A 14806-nucleotide genomic window follows, 5' to 3' on the forward strand; every position below is an offset into this window, starting at 1 on the left:
ATAATGAGTACGAAACTAGCACAAAACTATTAATATGACAATTTGTTATCTTCTAAGAAAAGAAAAATGCAATGGATAGATTTAGTATCTAATTTAGTGACAGAATTAACTGTCACCTTTATTATTTTCCTCTATACAGAAACACGCAATTTTATGTTCATTATAATTAATAAGCTGTGGTTGTTCTGTTGTACAACGTGAAAATGCTAAACGGCATCGAGCATTAAACGCACAACCCATAGGTGGATTTAGCGGACTTGGTAATTCACCTTCTAATTTAATTCTATCTCGTCTAAGATCAGGATTTAATCTTGGGGTTGCTGATAATAGTGCCTGAGTATATGGATGTTTAGGGTTACGATAGATTTCATCTTTTCGTCCTTGTTCAACGCAACGACCCAAATACATTACCATTACGTCATCAGCAATGTGTTCAACGACGGAAAGGTCATGAGAAATAAAAATATAAGATAAACCTAGGTCTTGCTGTAGATCCATCATCAAATTTAGCACTTGTGCTCGTACAGAAACATCTAATGCTGAAACAGGTTCATCAGCAACTACTATTTCGGGATCAAGCATTAAACCTCTTGCGATAGCAATGCGTTGACGTTGTCCTCCTGAAAACATATGGGGATAACGGTTATAAAACTCTTCTTTTAATCCAACTTTTTGCATCATTGATAGTACTTTTGCTTTACGATCATTTGCTGTTAGATCAGTATTAATAATTAGAGGCTCTTCTAATATGGAACCGATTTTTTTGCGGGGGTTCAATGATGAGTATGGATTCTGGAAAACGATTTGAATCTTTTGGCGACGCAATTTTTGAGCTTGTTGATCATTATCCAACAAATTCTGATTTTTAAAATAAATTTCTCCAGATGTGGGTTTTTCAATCATTGTTAGTAATCTTGCTAATGAGGATTTACCACAACCTGATTCACCGACAACCGCAAGTGTTTTAGCTTTGTCTAATGTAAAAGATACACCGTCAACGGCTTTAACTTGCTTGGTTTCAGAAAAAAGTCCCGTTTTAACATGATAATATTTTGTCAAGTTTCGGGCATCAAGCAGTAATTCATTATTTTCCATGTTATTGTTCATATTGTGGTATCCCTTCGCTTGATAGTGGATAATGACATTTTACTTTTCTAGTTTCACCATAGCTAACTAGTGCTGGTTCTTGGGTATAACAATGTTCAGTAGCATAAGGACAACGAGGGTTGAGTAAACAGCCTGTTGGTCGATCATATTTTCCTGGTACAACGCCTGATAATGATGCTAATCGCTCTTTGTCTTGAGTGAACTCAGGCAGTGATCGTAATAGTGCCTGTGTGTAAGGGTGTAATGGTTTTTTAAAGATAATTTCAGCATCGCCTATTTCAACCACTTGTCCAGCATACATTACAATAATTTTTTGTGCAGCCTCAGAAACTAACGCTAAGTCATGAGTAATAAGTATTAATGCCATATTATTTTTGCGTTGTAACTCAAGTAATAACTCAATAATTTGCCCTTGAATTGTGACATCTAGTGCTGTTGTTGGTTCATCAGCAATTAAGAGTTTTGGATTGCATGCAATGGCTATTGCAATCATTATTCGTTGGCTCATTCCGCCAGATAACTGGTGCGGGTAAACCTTTAATCGATTTTCAGCATCAGGAATTCCGACTAATTTAAGCAATTCAATCGCTCTTGCTTTGAGCGCTTTTTTACTGCCACCTTGGTGGATTTTTAATGTTTCAATGATTTGGTAACCTATGGTAAAACATGGGTTTAAGCTAGTCATCGGATCTTGAAAGATCATTGCCACATCTGCACCTACAATTTTACGGCGCATTTTAGTTGAGATTTGTTGAAGATCTTTGCCATCAAAGTGTAATGCATTTGCATTGACCTTACCGGGAAAATCAATTAATCCCATTATGGCGAGTGAACTCACTGATTTTCCTGAACCTGATTCACCAACAATACCAACAACTTGCCCTTGTTCAACGTCATAACTAATGTGATCTACTGCTTTAAATCCACCAAATTGAACAGATAATTCTTTTACTTCTAATAGTGCCATGACTGTATCTCCATTACTGTTTCAATTTAGGATCAAGTGCATCACGCAAACCGTCTCCCATTAAGTTGAAAGCTAACACTGTCATTAAAATTACTAAGCCAGGAAAGGTAACAACCCACCATGCAGATTGTGCAAATTGCAATACGTCAGCAAGCATTGTTCCCCATTCTGGTGTTGGTGGTTGTGCGCCCATGCCTAAAAAACCTAATGCAGCCATGTCTAAAATTGCGTTCGAAAATCCTAATGAAGCTTGAACAATTAATGGTGCTAAACAGTTTGGCAGAATATTTATAAACATCTGCCGTAAGGCTCCCGCTCCAGCAACTCGTGAGGCGATCACATAATCTTTATTAATTTCAGCAATCGTTGCTCCGCGTGTTAAGCGGACATAATGTGGTAATGCAACAAAAGCTAATGCTATTGAAGCGTTAATAATTGATGGACCAAATATTGCAACTAATACAAGTGCAAGTAGTAAACTCGGTAATGCAAGCATGATATCCACTGCACGCATAATTACATTGTCTAAAAAACCACCTGCATAACCAGCAATTAATCCTAATGTAATCCCTAAAATCAATGAGATAATGACTACTAAGCAACCGACTAATAAGGATAAACGGGCACCATAAATGAGTCTGGATAGGATATCTCGTCCCACATCATCAGTTCCTAAAATAAATTGCCAACTGCCATCTTTCATCCAAACGGGTGGTGTTAGTAATGCATCTCTAAATTGTTCAGAAGGGGAATGTGGTGCAACAAAATTGGCAAAGATAGCTAGTAATACAACAATAATAATAAAGACTAGTCCAACGACTGCACCTTTATTTTTTGAAAAATAGAACCAGAACTCACGCATAGGCGTTAATGGTTTAGGTACGGCTAAACTGGTGTCTTGCGTATTGGTTGGTTCAGTAATAACCTGTTTATTCATCTGTAAAAACACTCTTATTTATGTCTAATACGTGGGTTAATAACCCCGTACAACATATCAACTAATAAATTCACTAAAATAATTATGACCGCAACAATTAAAACGCCACTTTGTACAACGGGGTAATCTCGACGCTGTAGCGCTTCAATTAACCAACGACCAATTCCTGGCCATGAAAAGACAGTTTCGGTCAATATGGCGCCGGCAAGCATTGTACCAACTTGTAAGCCGATAACGGTTACAACAGGGATCATTGCATTACGCAATGCATGAACAAGGACGATTCGCATTCTACTAACGCCTTTAGCTCGTGCTGTTCGAATATAATCTTCACTCAATACTTCTAACATAGAAGAACGAGTCATGCGGACAATTACTGCTAATGGAATGGTTCCTAACACAATTGCAGGTAAAATTAAGTGAGTAACTGCATCGATAAAATCTTCTGTTTCACCCCATAATAAAGTATCTATTAACATAAATCCGGTTAAAGGATTACTTTCATCTAAGAAAAGCATATCACTAACACGACCAGATACTGGGGTTAAATTTAAGTGTACTGAGACTAACATTATCAGCATCATCCCCCACCAAAAAATTGGCATGGAGTAACCTGTTAAAGATAGCCCTATTGCTGTGTGATCAAATATTGAACCACGTTTCACTGCGGCAAGAACACCGATTGGGATCCCAAAACTAACTGCAAACAACATTGCGCAAAATCCAAGTTCAAACGTTGCTTTAAATCGGGGTACAAATTCATCCCATACTGGAATTTGGCTTTTAAAAGAGGTTCCTAAATCGCCATGAAGCATGTTTATAATATATTGAAAATATTGTTGATACAGTGGTTTATCTAAACCCAGTTGAGTCATTAATTCAGCATGGCGTTCAGGGGTTAAACCTCGCTCTCCTGCAAGCACCATAATGGGGTCACCCGGAATAAGGTGAACAAAAATAAAAGTAAGTAGTGTGATGCAAATAAACGTTGGAATAAGTACACCTAACCGCTTTAGAATAAATTGAAACATGTAGTAGCTCTTAAATATTGCTTTTAAACTATCGTTTATAAAATAGATAAAATTTTTATTATTATTAAAAAATAGATTTATAGCTCTAAATTTAGCAAAACCCAACGTAGTGATTAACCACACATTGGTGGTTAATCGTTAGGAATACTATTTTTCAAGCGTAACTTGGTTAAAGTCATGTAATGACAGAGGCGCCATAATATAGCCTTTAACTTCTTTGCGTAATGGCATATAAACCATTGAATGCGCAATCATCAATGCAGGTGCTTGATTATGCATTTCAACTTGTGCTTGTTTATATAGCTCAACTCTTTTTTCGTGATTTGACTCAATACGCGCTTGTTGCAATAAATCATCAAATGGTTTGTAACACCAGCGTGAATAGTTTGAACCTGCTTTAACCGCATCACAGCTCATCAAGACAGAATAAAAGTTATCAGGGTCGCCATTATCTCCAGTCCAGCCCATTAATACAGCATCATGTTCACCATCACGAATACGAGATAGATATTCTCCCCATTCATAACTCACAATTTTAGCTGTTACGCCAATTTTAGCCCAATCCGCTTGAATCATTTCGGCCATACGGCGTGCATTTGGGTTATATGGGCGTTGTACTGGCATTGCCCATAAATTGATAGTAAACCCGTTCTCTAATCCCGCTGATTTTAATAACTCTTTTGCTTGCGCTGGATCATAAGGATAATCTTTCACTTCATCGTTATAACTCCACATTGATGGAGGAATAAAGTTTTTAGCTGGTTCAGCTGCACCTTGAAAAACAGCTTTTATAATCGCATCTTTGTTCACGGCCATATTTAATGCTTGACGAACTTGCAATTTATCAAGTGGCGGCTTATCCATATTGTAGGCTAAATAGCCAATGTTAACGCCAGCCATTTCTTTAACAACAATATTTTTGTCTGATTTCATTCGTTCAACATCGGCTACATTTGGGTATGGCATAGCATGACACTCGCCTTTTTGTAACTTAGCATAACGAATTGCGGCATCAGGTGTAATAGAAAACACTAAGCGATCAAGTTTGGCTTTTGGACCAAAATAATCGGGATTTGCTTTATAAAGAATTCTGGAGTCTTTTTGGTATTGTACAAAAGTAAATGGGCCCGTACCAACAGGAACTAAGTCTAATTTTTCTGGTGTGTTTTTCTTAAGCATAGCATCAGCATATTCAGCTGATAAAATTGATGCAAATGACATTGCTAAATCTGCTAAAAAAGGGGCTTCTGGATGGTTTAATTCAAATACAACAGTATGGTCATCAATCTTTTTAATTTCTTTGATTAAATCTGGGAATCCCATACTTTCAAAGTATTCATATTGTCCACCAGAAACTTTGTTATAAGGATGATTTTTATCTTTTTGTCGCATAAATGTAAAAATAACATCATCAGCATTTAGGTTTCGTGTTGGTTTGAACTCTTTATTGCTATGCCACTTAACATCATCGCGTAAATGAAAAGTATAGGTTAAACCATCTTGGCTGATATCCCAAGATTTGGCTAAAGAGGGTTCAATTTCGGTAGTACCTAATTTAAATTCTACCAAACGATTATAAACAGGAACTGCACTTGCATCCATTGATACACCACTTGTTGCTAATTGTGGATTAAATGTTTCAGGCGAAGCCTCTGAACAATAAACCAATGTTTCAGCAGCATGAAGTTGTGCACTCGCAAGCATTGTTATTAGTCCTGCACTCAATAAGAATTTATGTTTATATTTCCTTAGATTACTCATAAAATCACTCCAATTATTTAACTGTAAACCGATTTTGTAACATTTAAACACAGGTAAGAATGTCGTATTTTTAATATTTTTTAAATATAGATTTAGTAAAACGTTCTAATTTTTATATTAATTAACTTTTATTTGGTTTAAATTCATATTTTTTATTTTTTGCACATATACAGTGCAAAGCGTACTATAATTAAAATTGCGATATAGCATAAAAGTTACAATAAAATTCCATTTTAGATTAAAAATAACTTTTAACAACAATATAACGACAGTTAAGTACTATGTAACAGATAAAATAAGCAAAAATAGTGCCATTTTTAATTTACAAATTCATATTAAAAAAGAACAGGTATATTTTATTTTCGTAGTTCTTAATTTATATCTAGTTCTAGATTTATTATATAACTTATCACTTACTAATTGATTTTTATAGAATGTATTATAGTTAGTGTAAGTAAAATAATCATTAAATTAATGATGTAAAATTAACTTATTACTGGATTTAGCTTAATTTTAGTTGAACACTGTTGAGTAGTGAAACAAGGTGAAAGGCTTATTTGAAAAGGCTTTAGGCATAAAAAAACCTGCTAGAAGCAGGTCTTAGAATTTGGTGATTGGTGCCCGGACGCGGAATCGAAGATGTGGGTTGAATTCTTGTGGTTACTGGATTTGAAAAATTTAGATGAAAAATGTACCCGTATTTGTATCCCTAAATTTAGCTGCTTTAAAAATGTACAATTAAGCTCAATTTTATTACCATAAAGAGATTAGCATTGTTCTTTCCTGAATCCCTGAATCAACAAAGCCAAATTTAATATAAAACGCATTGGCTTCATCTGTTAAGCTATGTACCAATAGTGCTCTAGAACCAACTTGTTTAGAGACTTCTTTCGAGCGTAATATAGCATCTTTTAATAATGCCGCACCTAATCCTTTTGCTTTGTAATTTTTATCAATAGCTAAACGGCCTAAGATAATAACCGGAATAGGATCGGGCATATTGCGCTTAAATCTACTCAATGTTAGTTGTCGATGTTGGATACTTCCAGTTGATAAACAATAAAAGCCGATTACTTTGTTATTGTCACAAATCACAAATGTACGGTAAGCACCACTTTTTTGATTTTTTAAGGATTTTTTCTTCAACCATTCATTCAAAGACAACTCTTCACAATCAAATGACGTAAAATCATGATGTTCATTCAATAAATGTGGCGCTTCTATTTTTCCCATGGTGACTTCCGTGACAACAAAGCTTGAATTTTTTCATTACTATCAAAAGAGGCTTCGATTGCATGATTGAAGGCATTTATCTGTTCATCGTCGATTAAAAAAAGACGCTGATCAAGCAAAACATCTTCAGCCTTTGAGCAGGCCGCTTCTAAAATAAAATCAGTGCGTGATTTAGATAGTAAATGAGCCGCAATATCAATCAATTCTTTTTGGGATGCCTTAGCTCTAATATTAATAGGCGATTCTTTGGTTTCAGTTCTCATTTTAATTGCCGTTTTTTATTTGTGTGAAAGTGCTGCAGTATGATTGTATATCAAACTGATATACAGGTAAAGTGGTGTTTAAATATTAAAGAAATAAATAGCATAAACGTTATTGAATATAAATTATTAAAATAGGATGGGTAACCTTCTACGTTAGTTGTGTACTGAGTTTGGGGTATTTACAGGATGTATCCAAGTTTATATCCGTATTGGTTTTGTCTTTTTATAAATTTATTAGAGATATTATTGTAATAAATATTTTTTAAGTCTTGATTTTGATTCAAACAAATAATACAATTCATTCACTTCATGAAATTATTGAAATTAATTTCAGTGATCGTTAAATAAGATTTTGTTCAATAAGTAAATAGGAGGCATTAATATGCTATTAGTATCTAATATTAATCACGTCATTAAAAATATAGAAGATTTTCAAATTGAATTAAATAAAAAAAATAGAAAAAATGATCTAGTTAATGCTTTAGGACAATTTACAAATTGGTTTGCTCATAAGGATGAATTAGGAAATTGGATATTTGGACCAAGTAAGTTTATAGGTTATCAAGGAATATCTTTAGAAAAATATGAAAATAAAAGTCAAAATAAGTTAGATGGAAGGCAAACAGACGCAATATTACAACAGTGGAAAATTAAACCTTCAAAGGAAGAAGATAAAGAATTAAGAGAAAAGTTAGGTTTATTTTTAAATAGTTATGGAAAACGAATTAAGAAAACAGCCAAAATCTATGTGTTAAGTGAATATCAGGATGGAGAAATAGAACAAAGTAAGGCTATCATAGCAATACTCAAAACTTGGAATAAAGATATACAAAAAAAGGTTATTAATGATATTAATCTATACAAACAGAGTCTGTGACGCATCATACAACATTAGTAAAACTAATGTAGGCTGGCCTCGCCCTTATATTAGAACGGAGCCGTATCTCCTTCAACACATGGTAGATGAGATGGAAACATTATAACAATAATAATTATGTAATGTCTATAACTACGAACAAATGTGTTACCTTCGATATAAAAATATTGAAATTATGTTACCTTAATGGCGGTAACATGGTGATTGAAACCGAATTAAATGAAGAAATGGCTAAGCATTTAGGTCATGAAAAACACTATAAAAGCGTGGAAATAACACATGTAGCGGTTACATAAAAAAGACAGTTATAAGTGATGATGGTAAGTTATATCTTACCATTCTACGAGACAGAGAAAGTTATTTTGAGCCCCAACTGGTTAAAAACATTAAAGATAAAATTAATATCAAATTCTCTTTTTGTATGATATTCCACACTTTTTAGTACTAAAAAGATAAGTGTAAATACCCCAAACTTAGTACACAACTCACGTAGAAAATCATGCTGCTTGTTTTAGTGTTTTATACTCCAATTGGTGTCATATTATTTAATGCCTCATGCGGTCTTTCGGTATTATAAATCGTTAACCATTCTTCGGTTATTCTCCTTGCTTGTGCTAAGTTGTTAAAAAGATATAAATCGAGTACTTCAGTACGATAGGTACGATTAAATCGTTCAATATAGCCATTTTGATAAGGGCTACCGAGCTGGATATAATCAATGGTTATATCATGTGGTTTAGCCCAGTTTATCTAAGTAACGGGTAATCCTTCCTGCTGGTAAGCTTACTGCAATATCAATACCTAACGCCTCACGATTAAAGTCATCGATAACATTGAATGTCCTAAAGCGACGTTGATTACGGCTACTGTCACTCATAAAATCCATTGACCAACATTCACCTTGTTTATTGGGGACTAATAACCTTTCTGGGCATCGTGGAAGAATACGTTTTTTATGCTTTACCCTGAGATTAAGCTTTAATTCACAATACACCCGATACACCCGTTTATGATTCCATTTATAGCCGAGCTTTTTGATACGATTAAAGCATTTAGAAAAGCCCCAGCGTAAATGCCGGTCTGTGATAGCATTCAACACCGAAACAATCACCGAATCATCCTGTAACTTAGGTTGATAATAGTAAGCACAACGGCTTATGCCAACAATGGCACAACTCATAGCAATAGTCACTGAATGATTTTGTTGTAGTTGCTGTGCCCACGTTTTACGTACCTTTGTGGGCACTAAAGCTTTTTTATGATTTCTTCCTGAAGCTGGGATTTTAAGCTCAGTTCGGCAAACATCTGTTTAAGCTTACGGTTTTCAGCCTCCAGCTCCTTTAAGCGTTTGATATCCGAAGTTTCCATGCCGCCGTATTTATCTCGCCATTTATAGAAAGTTGAATTACCCATGCCATATTTACGGCAGAGCTCCTTGACAGGAATACCGCTTCAGCTTCTTTTAAAATAGATACAATCTGATGTTCAGTCATTTTTTTCATAATTAAATCCCCTTTTACTTTTATCATAGAGAATTTTCTACTTTTTTGCTGTACTATTTTAGGGGATAGTTACAATGGCTTAAAGGGGGCCCGATGCCATTAATGCTGTTTACCCAGAGACTAAAATTTAATTTTGCATCATTTATATGGTGCGCAACGAATTTGAAATTCGTGATTTGGAAAGACGACACAGCGATAATAAAAGATTTGAAAGCGATTTATACGATCAATGCAATAGAGTCTTTAAAACAGAGTTATACGTCATGCTATTAAAAAACGTAAGGTTCGTCCGACTAACTCAGTATCTATTTGGCAATCAAGCTTGCAAAAAATTGCCTATGCTAATCAAACACTAGAAAAGTGCTATCAGTCGATTTATTATGCAATTTGTTGATAGAACCAACCATCATCTTTAACGGATAAATACACAAAATTTAGGATGGGGTTTTATATTGATTCCATCTTTTATTGTATTTTTTCTTCCTATGCTCTTCTTTTATATAAAAAGCAGTCCATGGCAATATGTAATTGCCTCTTTGTGCTAGCACAACAAGGTAGTTTTCATCCTCATACCATATATGAATTCTCTTTTCACCTTTTCGTAATTCTATCCATATTTTTAAACATTTATCGTTACTATTATCTATAATTGGTTTAGGATAAGTGATTCGTTCACATCTATAAGTACAAGGTAATCGTTCTTCTTCAATCTTTCCTTCAGATATAAGATGCCAAAAAGTGGCGGATTTTCCATTATATTCAGGATGTTTTTTTAATCCTAGTCGAATATTTTTATACACAGGCTTATCAAGAACAAAATCCCGTTCAAATATTCGATATACATCATCAAAATATTGATTCCAATCCTTATAGCCATTATTAATAATTAACGCAGGTAACCACTTTGGCATCATTCATATCCTTCTTTTTTATCCCAAATTAGAAGATTAAATTTCTTTTCTTTTGGTAATGTATTTTTTGTTAATGTTAATTGTGTTCTTTGTTTTATACGTTCAATTAATTTTAATTTAGCCTGATTAGCTCTAAGGCCTCTGAATAAATATGATAGAGCACCAATAATAAGATCGGCTATTTGTAGCTGTTCAGATTCATGAGAGTGAATTCTTTGAATTTTTTGGATAATATTATGTGAATAATCATAAGCACTATTACATAATATTTCATGTAATTTGGTTACTTTTGCATTACCGGTAGTGTCCTTAATATCAATATAAACATTATATTTATTACTTGATTCAAATATCATTTTTAATAATAAAAAATACATTTTGTAATACCATTCATCATGCGTTTGATTAAATCTTTTGTGATCTAAAATGTTTTTATCTGGAATAACTAGTCCCCTAAAACATAAATCATCATCATCAAAAAAATAGTCAATAATATCCATATACAAACGCAAATTACCTTCACTAACTTTTGTCCATTTTATTTCAAAATTAGAAGACATATTGTTTTTTTGTTTTATTTCTCTAATTCTTTTAGAGATTTCCTCTCTTTTTGAGAATGGACACCATACCGAACCTAATACCATTGCTATTTGTTTGTCATTTTCTAAGTGGCATGATTCATCACAATAAATATTATAAGTTTTATCCATTACGTCACCTGCTAATGTTGTGTTTATTTAAAGGATTCAATTCAGTTGCTTGTTCAAAATGTGATCCTCATCCAAATATTAGACATTGCCCGCCTCTATTATTTTATCGTGTTGTTCATATTGTTCAGGTGATATCCAGGCATTACCTGAATGACGGCGTATCCGATTATAATAGATTTCAATATATTCAAATAGTGCTTTATTAGCATTTTCCTCGTTTTGTAGTAAAAGTCATGAATAATATGTGTTTTGAGTGTATGGAAAAAACTCTCAACAACCGCATTATCAAAGCAGTTCCTCTTCGACTCATGCTTTGCCTTAGTCCATATTGTAACAATAACTGCTTGAAATCAGCACTGCAATATTGGTTTCCTTGGTCAATGTGAATGAGTTCATTTTTAGAAAAGTGATGACGAAACAAAGCTTCTTTAATGTATTACACACTAAATGATGGTCTATGTAGCGACAGGTTTGCCTAGCAATCATTTTTCGTCCATATAAATCGATAATCACCGACAAATATAACCAACCTTCACCCATTTTAATATATGTAATATCGGTTACCTATGTGTCGTATTCGGCTTATCAGGGTTAAATTGCTTATCTAACGTGTTGGGCACAATATTGCGATGAGCCGTGTCTGTTTTGTACTTGAATTTACGTGCTGCTTTACTCCTTAATCCCCATTGTTGCAAAACACGGCTAATTGTCCTTTCTGAAACTTGATATCTTACCCACTAGCACCATAATTTGTTGTTACTCAGTCGTTAACTCTCGATGACTAGTTTTATTCTGGGTAAGTTCGCTTATAGAAAGGTGTGTATGAGATAACGCATAATCGACAGCTTGTTGTTTGAATTCGATACTAAATTTTTTGACCATGATATTTGTCTCCTATGATTTTTGTTTATATCATAGAGGCGACTTATGTCCAGTTTTTTGGTGAGGATCAAACATCAATAAAGAGCAGCACTAGCATCATCGTAGCCCTGATAGAGCCAAGCATTGAACTCTATAAATATATATTTATCTGCTGTATCTACTTCTTTTCAGCCTTAATATGCTTATTTTCTAATTCTTGACGAATTAGTTTTATCATTGACGATTTTCCAACACATCAATCCCCAGATACACCAATCAAAATAGGCGAGATTGCGCTTGCTTTATAATTTCAGCTACAGTTTTTGCGATACTGCCAAAATTTAAATAATACTTAGTTGTTTCATTATTTGTTCATATTAATAGAAAACCTTATTTAAAAAAAAATGACTTATTTATATGAACTACTATTAAACCATATAAATAGTATTCTACTATGAATATAAGAACAATAGATAGTCCCCCCCCAAACTAGAATATGTAATAAAAATAAAACGTATAATATTTAATGTATTAACTATTATCTATCAGTTCCACTTTATTCTAGATTGTTTATTCACATAAACTTTGTCGTATTTCTATTTATAAGCTGTTTTATATCTTTACACGTAAAATATACTTTACAGAAAATGGAATAATACTTAAATTAATATACAAATTGAATAACCTAATCATATTGCATGGCTAAATCACTTTCACCTTTGGTAACGACATGTACTAGAAAAAAATGCCAAAAACTCATCTGTTATTCTGCGCGAGTTAAATATAAAAAAGGGTTATGTAGTGAACATCTTGCTGAATTTGAACATCAATTATCTATAAAAAAACAGAAAAAACGAGTAATACCTAAAAAATGCGCTGTATGCAAAAACATCATCAAAATAAGAAGAAATCAACGATATTGCAGTGCAAACTGTCGTCGGATCGCAATGCGTTTTGTTGAACATCCTATTGTGTGTGAAGTAACCAAAACAGCAATATGGCAACGTGTAGAGCGCTTATTGCGAAGCAGTCCTTGGGGGTTGGCATCTGTTAATAATTTGGAGGACATTTACCACCTATACGCCTTGCTTTCGATGAAAAAATATTATGAAGTGCTTTTAAAAAAAGATACCCCTTTGCTTAAATTAAAGTTAGTCCATCTGCACCATCTTGATGATGATGGAACAAATACGATGCAAAATATTTTGGTAATACCCCAAATGAGAATCAATAATAAAAAAGGCATAAATAAAAAACGCACTGAGTTAATCTATAATGGTGAGCAAATATATCATGATAAAGCATTACCGATCACTACTTCATTATATAATAGTCTAATTTTTCCTGATGGAACCCCAAAAAAATGCCAACAAAAAAATAAAAACGATTTAATTGAATTATGTTTGAAAATAAAACAAGAAATTATCCAGCCTATAACAAAAATTAATGACGATACTCTTTCTTACCTACCAGCTGATGTGCTCTATGCCAACCATTTTGTGGTGTTCAATTCTTTATCACAGAGAAAAGAGATTAAAAGCGTTATTTATTTTCATTTGATGAATCAATTTGCTCGCATATCATTATCTAATGGGTTTATTTCTCATTCAAAAACTACAGACAATAACTTTGATAAGTTTTTAAAAGATTCATTAAAACTTATTAATTTTTCTGATGAAAAGCTAACCTTTCAATTTTTTGAGTTACTGGCTTTAGCGATTTACCACAATTTAGTCAATGGCGATCAATCATTTACTAAAGATATCATTAAAATAACGTATGATGTACTAAGCATGATAGAAAAAAATCCAAATGATGTAAGCTCAAAGAAAGAATATTTATTTCAAAAAATCGTCGACTATATTAATCATTATTTTGAGTTATCTCTTTCAATAAAAATTGCGGGGTACGAGAAATTTATAACATTTTATAATCGATTTTTTCAACAAGTAGGCGAATAGAAACAGGAAATCATAATGAACAAATCACTAAAATCTAAATGTAAAAGACTAAAATGTGATGAACTCATTGCAAAAACACCACTTGCAAGACAATATCGTCTATGTAAAATGCATTTTAATGAAAAAGTCAACAAAATACAAAAGCACAAAAATTCTGTTAGAAACCAGTGTAAATTTTGTGGTAAAACAATAGCAAACAAAAGAAATAACGCATTCTGTAATTATAATTGTTGGCAACTAAGTTTTTGGTGTACGAAAAAAATCACTAAAGAAATCCTAGATAATTTCTTTGCGGAAATTAATCATCTTTTTCCAGAAAAAAAACAAATTAAATATCAAAAGGCCGAACTATTATTAAATCTAGAAAGAATGTTATTAAATCAAGAATTCATTAATGTTACACCCAAATACAAACTACACTATGATATCAAAATCGATAAATTTTTAAGTCGACCTTATCTGTATCTAAAGGTAGAATCATGCTTACTTAATAATATTTTATTTAAATATTATAAAATACTATATTCATTTAGAGATAATTATCCTTATTGTTGTGTTGAGTCCATGAACCCTCAAAATCCAGATAAAGAAAATAGAGATAATAATGGTATATACGAGATAAAAATGTTTTGTACTTTCGAAGTTATAGCAATATCAATGTGTTATGCATTACTTTCCAAACATA

At 33.0% G+C, this 14806-nt stretch carries 14 protein-coding genes and 2 pseudogenes; 3 read left to right on the top strand and 13 right to left on the bottom strand.

From position 1 onward, the window contains the following. Positions 1–105: 105 nt before the first annotated feature. From A9G44_RS09800 to A9G44_RS09830, 7 genes are all read right to left on the bottom strand, one after another. Positions 106–1107, bottom strand: coding sequence for a peptide ABC transporter ATP-binding protein (locus A9G44_RS09800; protein ID WP_065561599.1), 1002 nt, complete (start codon positions 1105–1107; stop codon positions 106–108). Then, positions 1097–2074: a dipeptide ABC transporter ATP-binding protein gene (gene dppD / locus A9G44_RS09805; protein ID WP_065610749.1), complete on the bottom strand. Its 978-nt coding sequence runs from the start codon at positions 2072–2074 to the stop codon at positions 1097–1099. Before dppD ends, A9G44_RS09800 begins: the two co-directional genes overlap by 11 nt. 13 nt (positions 2075–2087) lie before the next feature. Next, the gene (dppC, locus tag A9G44_RS09810; protein ID WP_065610751.1) at positions 2088–3011 is read right to left on the bottom strand and encodes a dipeptide ABC transporter permease DppC; all 924 of its coding nucleotides are present in this window, start codon (positions 3009–3011) and stop codon (positions 2088–2090) included. Between the two features lie 14 nt (positions 3012–3025). After that, entirely contained in the window at positions 3026–4042 is a 1017-nt protein-coding gene (dppB, locus tag A9G44_RS09815; protein WP_034914661.1) for a dipeptide ABC transporter permease DppB, read from the bottom strand. Between the two features lie 147 nt (positions 4043–4189). Continuing rightward, positions 4190–5803: an ABC transporter substrate-binding protein gene (locus tag A9G44_RS09820; protein ID WP_065610753.1), complete on the bottom strand. Its 1614-nt coding sequence runs from the start codon at positions 5801–5803 to the stop codon at positions 4190–4192. Positions 5804–6556: 753 nt separating this feature from the next. Next, positions 6557–7027, bottom strand: a complete 471-nt coding sequence (locus A9G44_RS09825) for a GNAT family N-acetyltransferase (protein WP_442902933.1) — start codon at positions 7025–7027, stop codon at positions 6557–6559. Continuing rightward, the gene (locus tag A9G44_RS09830; protein ID WP_065561594.1) at positions 7024–7299 is read right to left on the bottom strand and encodes a type II toxin-antitoxin system TacA family antitoxin; all 276 of its coding nucleotides are present in this window, start codon (positions 7297–7299) and stop codon (positions 7024–7026) included. Before A9G44_RS09830 ends, A9G44_RS09825 begins: the two co-directional genes overlap by 4 nt. A 382-nt stretch (positions 7300–7681) precedes the next feature. On the opposite strand from A9G44_RS09830, the gene A9G44_RS09835 reads away from it, so the two are divergent. After that, entirely contained in the window at positions 7682–8176 is a 495-nt protein-coding gene (locus A9G44_RS09835; protein WP_065610757.1) for a hypothetical protein, read from the top strand. 519 nt (positions 8177–8695) lie between these two features. Here A9G44_RS09835 and A9G44_RS09840 read toward each other — a convergent pair. The 6 genes and pseudogenes from A9G44_RS09840 to A9G44_RS14115 all read right to left on the bottom strand — a co-directional run bounded on the left by A9G44_RS09840 (position 8696) and on the right by A9G44_RS14115 (position 12181). Further along, positions 8696–9678: pseudogene (locus A9G44_RS09840) on the bottom strand (IS3 family transposase). A gap of 434 nt (positions 9679–10112) precedes the next feature. Continuing rightward, the gene (locus A9G44_RS09855) at positions 10113–10592 is read right to left on the bottom strand and encodes a hypothetical protein (RefSeq protein ID WP_065610762.1); all 480 of its coding nucleotides are present in this window, start codon (positions 10590–10592) and stop codon (positions 10113–10115) included. After that, positions 10589–11299, bottom strand: a complete 711-nt coding sequence (locus A9G44_RS09860; protein ID WP_065610765.1) for a DUF3800 domain-containing protein — start codon at positions 11297–11299, stop codon at positions 10589–10591. The genes A9G44_RS09855 and A9G44_RS09860 overlap by 4 nt, the downstream gene beginning before the upstream one ends. Positions 11300–11377: 78 nt before the next feature. Then, positions 11378–11503, bottom strand: a pseudogene (locus tag A9G44_RS14105) (IS3 family transposase); the annotation flags it as partial. 114 nt (positions 11504–11617) lie between these two features. Further along, on the bottom strand, positions 11618–11854 hold the full coding sequence (locus A9G44_RS14110; protein ID WP_442902934.1) for a hypothetical protein: 237 nt from the start codon (positions 11852–11854) through the stop codon (positions 11618–11620). 201 nt (positions 11855–12055) lie between these two features. Then, on the bottom strand, positions 12056–12181 hold the full coding sequence (locus tag A9G44_RS14115; protein WP_442902932.1) for a hypothetical protein: 126 nt from the start codon (positions 12179–12181) through the stop codon (positions 12056–12058). 677 nt (positions 12182–12858) lie between these two features. On the opposite strand from A9G44_RS14115, the gene A9G44_RS09865 reads away from it, so the two are divergent. Beyond that, positions 12859–14121, top strand: a complete 1263-nt coding sequence (locus A9G44_RS09865; RefSeq protein ID WP_143426376.1) for a hypothetical protein — start codon at positions 12859–12861, stop codon at positions 14119–14121. Positions 14122–14136: 15 nt separating this feature from the next. Then, the coding region (locus A9G44_RS09870) for a hypothetical protein (protein WP_143426377.1) at positions 14137–14806 on the top strand (670 nt) is incomplete at its 3' end.

The sequence above is a fragment of the Gilliamella sp. Occ4-3 genome (assembly GCF_001690675.1).
In the GTDB taxonomy this organism is placed as follows: domain Bacteria; phylum Pseudomonadota; class Gammaproteobacteria; order Enterobacterales; family Orbaceae; genus Gilliamella; species Gilliamella bombi.